This is a genomic window from Microbulbifer zhoushanensis, from assembly GCF_021729055.1.
Lineage (GTDB): Bacteria > Pseudomonadota > Gammaproteobacteria > Pseudomonadales > Cellvibrionaceae > Microbulbifer > Microbulbifer zhoushanensis.
Map to the genome: position 1 here is coordinate 369,897 of NZ_JAJSAO010000003.1, position 11,699 is coordinate 381,595.

Below are 11,699 nucleotides of genomic sequence, written 5' to 3' on the forward strand. Positions count from 1 at the left end.
CCATGCATTCACCTGCAGCACAGCCGGGTATTCTTGACCTTCAGGTCCGCCACGGCATCCACCCCGCCAAGGGCGTAGGGATGGGGCCAGACAGCACGAACCACGGGGTCGGCGGCTACCCGGCTGGCAACCGCGAATGACAGCAGCCAAAGCGCTGAACATTAATTGAACAGCCCGGAAAGGTCAATTTTTAGACAGCTTTTTCAGGAATACGCCGATTTCGCGTTCCACCTGCACATCCCCGCGCTCTCGCGCCACCTCCAGTCCACGCTCGAATGCCTGTTTCGCGCCCGGCCTGTCCTCTAGCGCCATGCGGCTGCGGCCCAGTAGCTTCCAGGCCGCGGAGTGCTCCGGCATCTGCTCGGTGCACCGCTGCAGGTGGTCGGCGGCCTCGGCATAGTCCCCGGCATTGAACAGCGCACTGCCGAGGCCAAAGCGCAGCAGCGGCGAGTCCCGCCCCTCCTCGAGTTGCGCCCGCAGGCGCTGGATGATCGGATTGGTCATGGGTGCTCGGTTTTCCCCCGGGTTAGAATTTGTGGTCACGTAACAATAATCAGGGGACACCACCGTGAAAAGAGCGCTTCTGTCACTGGCGGTCGGCGCCGCACTGGCCGCCACCAATCCTGCCGCGGCCGCCGCGGACCCGGAACAACTGCTGCAGAAAACCGAAGACAAGGTGATCGAGTGGCGCCGCCACATCCACCAGAACCCGGAGCTGGGCAATCGCGAAGTCGAGACCGCCAGCTACATCGAGAAGCACCTGGAGCAACTGGGCCTGGAAGTGGAAACCGGTATTGCCCACACCGGCGTGGTGGGCCTGCTCAAGGGTGGAAAACCCGGTCCCACCGTGGCACTGCGGGCGGATATGGACGCACTGCCGGTCACCGAACAGGTCGACCTGCCGTTTGCCTCCAAAGCCACCACCACCTTCAACGGTGAGGAAGTCGGCGTGATGCACGCCTGCGGCCACGACACCCATGTGGCCATGCTTATGGGCGCTGCGGAAGTGCTTGCGGGCATGCGCGACGAGCTGCAGGGCAATGTGCTGTTCGTGTTCCAGCCCGCCGAGGAGGGCGCCCCCGAGGGAGAGGAAGGTGGTGCCGAGCTGATGCTCAAGGAAGGCCTGTTCAAGAAGTACAAGCCGGACGTGGCCTTTGGCCAGCATGTGACCTCCAACCTGCCCACCGGCGTGATCGGATACCGCTCCGGCCCGCTGATGGCGAGCTCGGACAAGTTCCGCATTATGGTCAAGGGCCGCCAGACCCACGGCTCCCGTCCCTGGGGCGGCGTCGACCCCATCACCACGGCGGCACAGATCGTCATGGGCACCCAGACCATTGTCAGCCGCCAGATCGACATTACCAAGGAACCCGCGGTGGTGTCTTTCGGCAAGATCGACGGCGGGGTGCGCAACAACATCATCCCGGATAACGTGGAGCTGGTGGGCACCATCCGCAATTTCGACATGGACAATCGCCAGCGGATTTTCGAGCGGCTGCCCATCACCGCCGAGAACATCGCCAGAAGCGCCGGGGCCGAGGCAGATGTCACCATCTACGAGGGGTATCCGGTAACCGTCAACAACCCGGAACTGACCAAGGCGGCACTGCCGACCCTGCGCGAGGCTGCCGGGGAAAAGAAAGTGATCGAGATTCCCAAGATCACCGGCGCCGAGGATTTTTCCTTCTTCGCCAACGAGGTACCGGGCTTCTACTACTTCCTGGGTGTAACCCCCGCGGGCCAGGACCCGGCCCAGGCCCCCAGTAACCATTCTCCGCGTTTCTTCGTGGATGAGGCGGCCCTGCAGGTAGGCACCGAGGCCCTGACCCGGCTGGCGCTGGACTATATGGAACAGCACAGCGACGGTTAACTCCCCCATCGGGTGGCCAACCGGTCCGGTGCCGCGATCACAGCGCCCCGGGCCGGCTCTCCAGCCCCCTTCCGGTCACCCCTACCGGTCTCCCACCACTTGCCCCCTTTCCCCTGCTCGCCCCCCCCCTGACGCTGGCCCGCCCTCCCCGATTGGTCGATGGGCACATTGCAAACTACCCTGAGCCAGTGACGCGTGACTTTTAGTTGCGTCATTGATCCCGGCTGCACGCCAGGACAGAACGGCTATTGGCGCCATTGAGGTACCTGTATGACGCCCGGTGAAGAAGAAAGCAGTATCCATTTTCGCCACCCAACTGTGGCCGACGGCGCAGCTATCTGGCAACTGGTGGTAGACGCCGGGACGCTGGACCGCAACTCCAGCTACCTGTACCTGCTGCTGTGCCGGGACTTCCCCGACTGCTGCGTGGTGGCGGAACGGGGCACATCCCTGCTCGGCTTTACCACCGGCTATCGTGCGGCGGCACGTCCCGATACCTGGTTCCTGTGGCAGGTGGGTGTGGCGGCAGAGGCGCGGGGCCAGGGACTCGCCAAGCGCATGGTCACCTTCGCGCTGGGCGCACTGGTGCCCGGTGAGGTGCGCTACCTGGAGACCACTGTATCCCCCTCCAACACAGCATCCCGCGCACTGTTTAAAAGTATCGCCCGGCAGTTTGAAACCCGGCTGGAGGAAAGCCCGCTGTTCGACGCTTCCCTGTTCCCCGGATCGGAGGGCGAGCACGAATCGGAACCCCTGTTGCGGCTGGGCCCGTTCGATCCCGGCGCCCTGAAACAGGCCGGACACACACTGATTTAATGCCGGCACAAAGCAAGAAGGAGCAACCCCATGCGAATCTTTGAAGAAATGGAATCCGAGGTGCGCGGCTATGTGCGCTCCTTCCCCACGATCTTCGACACCGCGCACGGCTCGGAGATGTTCGATGAACAGGGCACCCGCTACCTGGACTTTTTTGCCGGCGCCGGAACCCTGAATTACGGCCACAACAACCCGAAGGTCACCCGTGCGATGATCGACTACCTGGAAAGGGGTGGCATCGTGCATGGCCTGGACAAGGCCACGGTGGCCAAGCGCGCATTCCTGACCAAGCTGCGGGATACCATCCTGGCACCCCGCAACCTGCACTACAAAGTGCAGTTCACCGGCCCTACCGGCACCAACGCGGTAGAGACCGCGATGAAGCTCGCGCGCCTGGTGAAGAAGCGTTCCAACATCATCACCTTCACCAATGGCTATCACGGCCTGACCCTGGGCTCGCTGGCTGTTACCGGTAACTACGATTACAAGGACGAAACCTACGGCTCCCGCAGCAATACGGCGTTTATGCCCTACGACGGCTTCCTCGGCCCCGGCGTGGATACCATCGACTACATGCGCCGCTTCCTCGAGGACGGTAGCAGCGGCGTCGACCTGCCGGCAGCGATTATCCTGGAGACAGTACAGGGCGAGGGCGGTATCAATATCGCCAGTGTGGAATGGCTGCAGAAACTGGAGGCCCTGTGCCGCGAATTCGATATCCTGCTGATCGTTGACGATATCCAGGTAGGCAACGGCCGCACGGGTACTTTTTTCAGTTTCGAGCGCGCCGGGATTTATCCCGACATGGTGACCCTGTCGAAGTCCATTGGTGCGGGCCTGCCCATGGCCCTGCTGCTGATGCGTCCGGACGTGGACCAGTGGCAGCCGGGTGAGCACACCGGCACATTCCGCGGCAACAACCTGGCATTTGTCGCCGCCACCGAAGCCCTGGGCTACTGGGACAATGACGACCTGTCCGCGGCGGTGAAGCGCAACGGCGAACTGATGCAGGAAGAGTTGCAGCGCATTGTGGAAAAGTATCCGCAGCTGGATGCCAGCGTGCGCGGTATCGGTATGGTGTGGGGCCTGGAGCTGCCGCAGACCGGTGTCGCCGGCGCAGCCTCAAGAGAGGCCTTCGAGCGCAAGCTGCTGATCGAGACTGCCGGCGATCGCGACCAGGTACTGAAATTCCTGCCGTCACTGTTGATCGAGGAAGAGCTGCTGCGGGAGGGACTGGGTATCGTGGATGAGGCACTCGGTGCCATTGTCGAGCAGCGACAGAAAACCGTCGGCGGCCAGGGCAGTTGAGCATGTCAGATATTATCGTCAGTAAATTCGGCGGCAGCTCGGTGGCCAGCGCCGGGCAAATCGAGAAAGTCCGCCAGATCGTCGCCGGCGACAAGCGCCGGCGCATCGTGGTGGTGTCGGCGCCCGGTCGCAGCCAGCCGGGAGAACAGAAGCTCACCGACCACCTGATTAATATCGCCACCGACGGCACACATTTCCGCGAACAGCGCATCAATATCCCGGTGGCTGACAGCAAACTCGCCGTCATCGAGCGCTTCACCAAAATCATGCACGAGCTGGAAATCACCGACAACGACCTGGTCGAGTCACTGAAACAGGACCTGGACTGCAAACTCAGGGGCGACCGGCGGGTGGCATTCCTGGCTTCGCGGGGCGAGCACTACAACGCGCGGGTGATTGCCAGGTATTTCCAGCAATCGGATATGGACGCAGAGGTCGGCCTGCCGGAGGATTTCGGCATGCTGGTCAGCGAGCAGTTCCTGAACGCAAAGCTCCTGGAAGAAGCCTACGTCAATATCCGGAAACTGGCGGCCAGTGAAAAAATTACGGTAGTGCCGGGATTTTACGGCGTCACCAAAAGCGGGGAGGTGGCAGTGTTTTCCCGCGGCGGCTCCGACCTGACCGGCGGCGAGATCGCCAAGGGTGTCTACGCGGGCAGCTATGAAAACTGGACCGATGTGAGCGGTGTTTTCGAGGCCGACCCGCGCCTGGTGCCAGAGGCCAGGGCCATTCCCAGGCTCACCTTCAAGGAGATAAGGTTACTGTCCAGCAAGGGCTTCAACGTTTTCCACCTGAACGCCATGCTGCCCTGCAAGGAACTGAAGATCCCCATTCATATTCGCAATACCAATGCCCCTGACGATCCCGGCACCGTCATCCTGTTCGAGCGCGTGCCGGAAGAGGGAGTGGTTGGTGTTGCGCGCCTGGACAGTGTGGCTTATCTCTACCTGGAAAAGGACATGCTTGGGGAGGAAGTGGGATTTACCGCCGACCTACTGGGTATCCTGCGGGAGTTCGGTATCCAGACTTATCACTTTCCGACGGACAAGGATGATATCGCTGTGGTGGTCAACCAGGATGATTTGACCGGGGCCATCAACGACCTGCGCCGGCGTATCGAGCAGCAGCTGAAACCGGACTTTATGGACGTGGTTTACAACCTGTCGATACTGACGGCCGTGGGGCTGGGCCTGCAGGGCAACTCCTACCCGATCGTCGATGCGCTGAGTGCGCTGGGCAAGTCGCATATCCCCATCGAGATGATCGACCAGAGCCCGTCGCAAATCTGTTTCCATATCGGCGTCCAGCAGTCAGTTGCCGACGACGCCCTCAAGATCCTTTACCGGGCCCTGATCGACTGAGGGCGAACACCGGGTTCGCCCTCAACACGAACGTCAGGCCGATTCTGTCGACCGGGACGGGCGACGACGACGGCGCGGGCGCTGGCTGTCGCTGCGCGGGGCATCGGAACGATTGCCACCGTTACCACGTCCACCGTTGCCGCGCCGGTTCCCACCACCGCCATTGCCGGGCTTGCCGTTACCGGGCTTCCTGTTGCCCTGGTTCCCGCCGCGCGGCGCGCGACCGGACTCCGGCAGCGCATGGTCAGGCTCGAAGCCCTCGATCTCCTCGCGCTTGATCGGGTTCTTGATCAGGCGCTCGATATCCCGCAGCTGCTTGATCTCGTCCGCACTCACCAGCGACACGGCCTGGCCGCGCGCACCGGCACGGCCGGTACGGCCGATACGGTGGACGTAATCTTCAGGCACATTGGGCAGGTCGAAGTTGACCACCTGCGGCAGTTGGTCGATATCGATACCGCGGGCAGCGATATCCGTCGCCACCAGGATCTGCACCTTGCCGTTCTTGAAATCCGCCAGGGCCTTGGTACGGGCATTCTGGCTCTTATTGCCATGGATCGCAGCCGCGCGGATATCATCACCCTCAAGCTGCTTCACCAGGCGGTTGGCACCGTGCTTGGTGCGGCTGAATACCAGCGCCTGGTGCCAGCCGTTCTCGTGGATCAGGTGGCTCAGCAGCTTCTGCTTGCGCGCCTTGTCCACCGGGTGCAGCGTCTGGCGAACAGACTCGACTGTGCTGTTGCGCGGGCTCACGTCGATTTCCACCGGGTCGTGCACCAGACCCCGGGCCAGCTGGCGGATCTCCGGAGAGAAGGTGGCCGAGAACAGCAGGTTCTGGCGGCGTTCCGGCAGCAGTCGCAGCACGCGCTTGATATCGTGGATAAAGCCCATGTCCAGCATGCGGTCGGCCTCGTCCAGTACCAGCGCCTCCAGCTCGTCAAAGCGGATGGCGCCCTGGCCGTGCAGGTCCAGCAGTCGTCCGGGAGTGGCTACGAGGATATCCGCACCGCCGCGCAGCCGGGAGATCTGCGGGTTGATTTTCACCCCGCCGAACACACAGGCGTGTTTCATCGGCAGGTATTTACTGTACAGCTGCACATTGTCGAATACCTGCGCAGCCAGCTCGCGGGTCGGTGTCAGCACCAGCGCGCGCACCTGCTTGTTGCGGGCCTTGTCGCCCTGCATCAGGCGATGCAGCAGCGGCAGGGTAAATCCGGCAGTCTTGCCGGTACCGGTCTGCGCCGCCGCCATAATGTCGCCACCACGCATCACCGCAGGAATGGCCTGCGACTGGATCGGGGTGGGTTTTTCGTAGCCCTGTTCAGCTACCGCGCGGGCCAGCTCATCGGCCAGGCCCAGTTCTTCAAATAACATATCAGTCCTCAGGTCGCGTCGCGCGCGACCGCACAGATGCCCGCCCCAGGCGGTTACATCGGGGAAAACCAGAGATCACGAAGAGGATCGTTTCGCTCTGCCGTCATGTGACCGGGAATTGTTCGACCGGTTCGGTGCGGCATTCAGTAGTGAGTTCCAGGGGGACTTTTGGGAAAGTGTTCCAGGAGGGGTGCCGCAGGGAGGTCGAGCGGCCTACAGATGACGCTGCTGGCATGTCACCAGCGCGGGCACTATACCACACATGAACTGACCGGTAAGTTCTTTTTTTGGGGCGCTGCAATCTGCCCCGCTGCCGGCGCATCCCACCCTGCCTCCCTGCTCGCGCAGGTAATAGACAACGCCTATTTACAGCTGCCCCCATAGGACTAGCGGGTATTTGCGGGCAGCTGGTGCCACCCTAGCCTACGGGAAAGGCCGGTAGCGGCGAAGGTATTGTATAAGCGAAATTTACGATGTAACACATTAATAATGCTGTGCTGGGCAGCGGGAGGTTATGGCCATGTCTGCCTATTATTGTGAAAACTTCCAGCCGGAAACTGTCACCCTCGACGACGGTCGCGTTGTGCAAATCCGCGCCGTATGCAGCACTGACGGTGACCTGGAGAAACAACTGTTTGAAGGCCTGTCACCGGAACTCCGCCGCGACCGCTTCCTCGGGGGGAGCTGCAAGGTCAGTGACAAGCTGCTGTCCCTGCTTACTGACAACGACCACCATATCCACGAAGCATTGATCGCTATCGCCGATGCCGATTCCGATCCCAGGGCGGTGGGCGTGGCCCATTATGCCTGTGACGCCAGTGGTCATGCCTGCGAATGTGCAGTCGTGGTTGCGGACGACTGGCAACACCAGGGGCTGGGCAGCACCCTGCTCGATCGACTGACCCAAATCGCCAGTGGCCACGGTCTCGATGAGATCTACTCGATTGAATCCGCGGAGAACCACCACGGTGAACGACTGGCAAGGGCCATGGGGTTCCAGGCCCATGCGGACCCGCACGACTATACGTTGCTGACTTACACCAAGTACCTGCATCCGGATTACCTGGTGAGCAAGGAAGCGGCAAATACCGCAGTGCGGAGGCACTAGCGGTGAACCGACTCAGGCTGGAAACAGATGAAAAAAGGGCCGGTCGCCCCCGGGGTAGCCCCGGGGACGACCGGCCCTGTCGATGGGGCAGTCGTAATCCCGTAATCGCCAACCGGCCAGGAGCTTTCCCAGCCGGTTACTCGTATCCGGATAACCTGTTACCCGATCTCTGCCAACAAATCGCTACATGGTGCCGTTGGCGATTGTGATCACGTCAACCGCGTAGTCTACCGCCGGCGTGAGATCCAGGGCCTTGCTGGAGTAAGGACCAGTCTCACCCACGAGGGTCGTTTCCTGGGGCATCTGCAGGGTTGCGCTTTCCTGTTCTGCCGGTTCGTCAGTAATGGTCCCGCTGTACCCGTCCCTGAAGGCAAAACTCTGCACCGGCGCAAAACGCCAGACGGCCAGGTCACCGCGTTCCGGCATGGAATTGTGCTCGGTAAAACCATTCTTGCTCAACACCACCGGCTCACCGTCCGCGGCCACTGCAATACTCTCCCCGTAAAACTCTGCGCTTACGGCGACACTGAGATGCTGCTGGATCAGCCCATCCGGTCCCATTTTCGATACCCAGTATCCGCCGGCACCCGAGCCCAGCATCCAGATATCCCCTCCCGGCGTGGGTATCACTCGCCTTACATCGCCATAGGCGACTGACTGTGTGTAACGATAGCTGCTACTGATATTGCCCAGGCTATCCAGGGCAACCACTACCGGGCGCAGGTCAACGGCCGCCTCGGGATCAAAATCAGCGGTGCCCACCAACAGCACTTCTGCGGGGTTATCCGGATCGGTGACCTCGGCCAGGCGGGCGGAGAAGTGGTAATTGGCATCCAGCACCGGGTACTTCCGCTGGTAGAGCAGGTTGCCATAGGCATCCAGCTTGAACAGCTGCGGCAGCTTGCTGGATTCAGCGCGATCAAAGGCCACATAAATGCTGCCATCAGCAACCTGCAGCACATCGGCCGGGACGCCGAGCACGTCCACGGTATAGCGCTTCGACCAGACCAGCTCCCCCTGGCTGGATACTTTTACGATATCAAAGAAATCCTCAACGGCATTCTGGCGGGCCACCGCCACAAAGCCATCGGTTACCCCGTCGCGATCCTCATCCAGCGCTTCCAGCTCGCTGAAGGTCGGCTCACTGGTATAAGCATCGTCCTCAAGGTGTTTCTCCCACAATTTGGAACCATCAGCGGCATTTACCTTGATCAACTTCTTCTGGTAAATGTCCGTGTAGCGACGGACATTGAGCAGGAATACCGGATTACCGTCTGAGGCCGCTACTACACCGCCAAACTCCACTTTCCCGCCATTTTCAGCCTGGGTGAACTCCTTTGCCCAGACCACCTGCCCATACTGGTCCAGCCTGAAGTACTGGGTCTGGAAATTCGACTCACCTACGACCAGGTACTCGCCGCCACCGAGTGCCAGCAACTCCTTCGGCGTAATCGCCCCGCTAGCCCCCGGGTATGTCCTGATCCATGCGTTCGCAGCAAACTGCTCTCCCGTGGTGACAGTGACCTGGTTGGAATACTCCGACACCACATCGCTATTGGCGGCGTAAATTCGGTAAATGTAGGTGGTTTCGTAGGCGAGCCCCGAATCCGTGTACTGCTCCACATCCGCTGTGACGGCTGTGACACGGCTGAAAGTGCCCCCATCCAGCTTTCGCTCAATAACGAACTCTTGTTCGTTATCGGACATATCCACCCACTGGAGGGTTATGCTGTTGCCATTGACCCCGGTCACGGCCAGCTCGGCTGGTGCGTTTACGGGATCCGGCTCCGTAGTCGTGTCCCCGGAACTATCACCACCGGTCCCGGAGCCATCGCCACCAGTGTCACCGCTACCGGAACCACTGTCCCCGGTGCCACCACCATCAGAGGTCCCGCCGTCACCGGAACCGCTGTCAGAACCACTGGGCACCGGATCGGTGCTGTCGCCACCACCGCCGGACCCGCCCCCGCCACAACCGGCCAGGACCATAAACAAAGACAAAACAATCGCGTATTTCATACTGCGCTCACAGGCATCCCAAAGTGTTTATCCCGATCCTGCGGTATGCATACGGCACAGGTGCGCCCGGCCAGCACTAACCCGAAAGATCCAGATTCTCGTTAACTACACATCCCTGCGAGTCCTATTCCACGTCGAATAGTGGAAATCTCCCTATCACGCGTGGTATCCAGCAAGTGGCACGGATGTTTAACCCGAAGCGTCAAAAATGTGACCCCCGTCTCATTTTTGGCGAGATTGTTGAATTGAGAGGAGAACTGGCAAGAGTAGAGAGGAAGGGAAGCGGGCGGTCCCGCCAGGGGACCACCACCCAGGTCTGCCGGCCCGCCCTGGCAGGCGGTTATTGGAGCCTAGGGAAAGATGATTTCGCGGGGCTCTGCACCGCTGAACAGCGAGGGATACTTCCTCTTCGCCAGGGCAATCATCTGGTCACGGTATTCATCGGTGAGGCCGACACCCTTGTCCGAGGTAACCACGGTCCCGTAATAGAACACTCCCTCATTATCGAAGCGCATCAACCTGGGATCCTTGACATCGAGATAGGGGAACCTGGCCTGCACAGCATTGGAACCGGGCAGGGTTTCAAATTGTATATATTCGATGGCCAGGCTTTCACCTGCGGGAAACGCAAGCGCATAGACGTCGACTATTTCCGACGAGTGATTGCGGGGATGCACGACCAGGGAATAGCGCTTGCCGTCGGCATTCTTGCCCTTGACGACATTGAGGTCATAACTGCCGACAACCCCGAGCAACATGACCGCTTCGTCCTGGTAAAAGCGGAAGTCCGGGTTGCGTGAATAGTAATAGCCATCATTGACACATCCGGAACAAAGCAAAACAAGCAGTAAAACAATTACACCTTTAATCCTCATAATCCCCCCAAAAAGCAACATGAATTGATAGTGAACCCAGCGTGCGAAAGTGGACATCGAATCATCCACCTCGCCCTGTCTTTTGATGGCTGCCGCAGCATATGGCTCAACCAGCCGCACCAATGCAACGATATAAAAAAACCCCGCAGTGAGTGCGGGGTTATCCCATCCTGGTCAGCTCTTCCCGGAAACCGGGAAGGCTTTAGATATCCTCTACGTTCAGCTTGTCCGCATCAGTTGTCTTGTCCCCGGACTCCTGTGCCGCCTTGATATCCCTTCGCAGCATTGCGACAGCCTGGCGAAACTGCTTGTCATTCTCAGCCTCGGGATTGTTCTCGGACAGCACACCTAACAGGTTACGAGCCACTAAAAACTTACCCTGCTTGGCATAACACCGGGATGCAACCACCATGGCTTGCGTATTACCGTAGGTAGCCTTATCGAGCGACGCAGCCTGCTCTATCGCGACAATTGCCTCACCACAGTTGTCGACGATATACAGAGCCTTGGCCAGCTCAACATACGCCTTGGGAGTCGGCTTCAACTTGATGGAGCTGATAAAACTCCGTACCGCTTCATCGAACTCGCTTTCAGTCACCAGCATTTCGCCCAGGAACAGGTGCGCCCTGAAGTTATCCGGCTCCTCCTGGAGATACGCCCTGACCTTTGCGATTGCGGTATCAGTCTTGCCGATCATCGTATGCGCCTTCGCATCCAGAACAACAAACTCATATCGGTATTTACCGGTGTCTTCAACAGCGGCGACCAGTTCGATCGCCTTGTTGAAATCGCGGTTCTTGGCGTAAAACTGGGCTTTGATCAGCTCATAGTATGCATCACCTGAACACTGCTTTTCCTTCTCCAGCAACATGTTCAGTTTTTCACCATCCGTGGCATCCCGGTGCAGCACCGAGTCAACGACTTCCCGACAATTGTCAGCATAGACATGTTGCATAAATAACAACCCG

The 11,699-nt window shown here is 60.0% G+C and carries 10 protein-coding genes; 5 read left to right on the forward strand and 5 right to left on the reverse strand.

Translation table 11 applies throughout. The features are described from left to right. Positions 1–183: 183 nt before the first annotated feature. Positions 184–504: a tetratricopeptide repeat protein gene (locus tag LVD10_RS07815; protein WP_233006459.1), complete on the reverse strand. Its 321-nt coding sequence runs from the start codon at positions 502–504 to the stop codon at positions 184–186. Between the two features lie 64 nt (positions 505–568). Here LVD10_RS07815 and LVD10_RS07820 point away from each other — a divergent pair, with 64 nt between their 5' ends. The 4 genes from LVD10_RS07820 (at position 569) to LVD10_RS07835 (ending at position 5,355) form a co-directional block, all read left to right on the forward strand. Then, the gene (locus LVD10_RS07820; protein ID WP_237062862.1) at positions 569–1,870 is read left to right on the forward strand and encodes an amidohydrolase; all 1,302 of its coding nucleotides are present in this window, start codon (positions 569–571) and stop codon (positions 1,868–1,870) included. 270 nt (positions 1,871–2,140) lie between these two features. Continuing rightward, positions 2,141–2,686: a diaminobutyrate acetyltransferase gene (ectA, locus tag LVD10_RS07825; protein WP_233006461.1), complete on the forward strand. Its 546-nt coding sequence runs from the start codon at positions 2,141–2,143 to the stop codon at positions 2,684–2,686. A 30-nt stretch (positions 2,687–2,716) separates the two neighbouring features. Beyond that, positions 2,717–3,994, forward strand: coding sequence for a diaminobutyrate--2-oxoglutarate transaminase (gene ectB / locus LVD10_RS07830; RefSeq protein ID WP_233006462.1), 1,278 nt, complete (start codon positions 2,717–2,719; stop codon positions 3,992–3,994). Between the two features lie 2 nt (positions 3,995–3,996). Then, a complete protein-coding gene (locus tag LVD10_RS07835; RefSeq protein ID WP_233006463.1) occupies positions 3,997–5,355 on the forward strand; it encodes an aspartate kinase in 1,359 nt (452 codons plus the stop codon). 33 nt (positions 5,356–5,388) lie between these two features. Here the strand turns inward: LVD10_RS07835 and LVD10_RS07840 are convergent, their stop codons facing one another. Then, on the reverse strand, positions 5,389–6,729 hold the full coding sequence (locus LVD10_RS07840) for a DEAD/DEAH box helicase (RefSeq protein ID WP_233006464.1): 1,341 nt from the start codon (positions 6,727–6,729) through the stop codon (positions 5,389–5,391). A 520-nt stretch (positions 6,730–7,249) separates the two neighbouring features. On the opposite strand from LVD10_RS07840, the gene LVD10_RS07845 reads away from it, so the two are divergent. Then, positions 7,250–7,837 carry a GNAT family N-acetyltransferase gene (locus LVD10_RS07845; protein ID WP_233006465.1) on the forward strand — a complete coding sequence of 196 codons (588 nt, stop codon included), beginning with the start codon at positions 7,250–7,252 and terminating at the stop codon, positions 7,835–7,837. A gap of 183 nt (positions 7,838–8,020) precedes the next feature. Here the strand turns inward: LVD10_RS07845 and LVD10_RS07850 are convergent, their stop codons facing one another. From LVD10_RS07850 to LVD10_RS07860, 3 genes are all read right to left on the reverse strand, one after another. Further along, positions 8,021–9,856 (reverse strand): fibronectin type III domain-containing protein, encoded by a 1,836-nt coding sequence (locus tag LVD10_RS07850; protein ID WP_237062864.1) that lies wholly within the window; start codon positions 9,854–9,856, stop codon positions 8,021–8,023. 350 nt (positions 9,857–10,206) lie between these two features. Next, on the reverse strand, positions 10,207–10,731 hold the full coding sequence (locus tag LVD10_RS07855; RefSeq protein WP_233006467.1) for a hypothetical protein: 525 nt from the start codon (positions 10,729–10,731) through the stop codon (positions 10,207–10,209). Positions 10,732–10,933: 202 nt separating this feature from the next. After that, positions 10,934–11,686, reverse strand: a complete 753-nt coding sequence (locus tag LVD10_RS07860) for a tetratricopeptide repeat protein (RefSeq protein WP_237062866.1) — start codon at positions 11,684–11,686, stop codon at positions 10,934–10,936. Positions 11,687–11,699: the final 13 nt, after the last annotated feature.